This window comes from Sulfitobacter sp. HI0027 (genome assembly GCF_001634775.1).
Classification (GTDB): Bacteria; Pseudomonadota; Alphaproteobacteria; order Rhodobacterales; family Rhodobacteraceae; genus Sulfitobacter.
Map to the genome: position 1 here is coordinate 1 of NZ_LWER01000237.1, position 539 is coordinate 539.

At 53.6% G+C, this 539-nt stretch carries 2 protein-coding genes; one reads left to right on the forward strand and one right to left on the reverse strand.

From position 1 onward, the window contains the following. A partial coding sequence (locus tag A3722_RS24835) for a hypothetical protein (RefSeq protein WP_236627427.1) occupies nt 1-191 on the reverse strand: 191 nt, incomplete at its 3' end. A gap of 70 nt (nt 192-261) precedes the next feature. On the opposite strand from A3722_RS24835, the gene A3722_RS14950 reads away from it, so the two are divergent. Continuing rightward, the coding region (locus A3722_RS14950) for an IS4/Tn5 family transposase DNA-binding protein (RefSeq protein ID WP_150120499.1) at nt 262-539 on the forward strand (278 nt) is incomplete at its 3' end.

Sequence of the window (539 nt, forward strand, 5' to 3'; positions counted from 1 at the left end):
GTCGCGCGCTTCCTCCTCGCAACGACATACCGACTATCTATAGCACAGTGGGTCCGCCAGAGCATTAAAGGAACGCCGCTCACTATCATGAAACCGACCAGATTCACTGTACTCAATGGTTCTTTGAGCGTAGCCGCTCCATTGATCTTGCAGTTACCCATAAGTTTGGTGCGACGAATTGATTCACCCATCAGTCTTGCTCTTGCCCGCGCAGCCCCGAGCATGATTCGTCATGTGGCACCGAATGAATGAGGTGCAGATATGGGACAGAATTGGGTGGGGACGGAAACTGCCAGATGTGATCTGGGAGATGTTCGATTGAACCGGCGGCTTGAAGCAATGCTCGCGACCCTTGGAGGTCGTCCGGGAAAATCGCTGCCCACGGCGTTCCAAGACTGGTCGAACACCAAGGCGGCATACCGTTTCTTTTCAAATGAGAATGTCAGCGAAGACAAGATTCTTGAGGGTCATTTCGCCGCCACTGGCTTGCGCTTCGAGGCCACCAACGGTCCTATCCTGATCTTACAGGACACCACGGA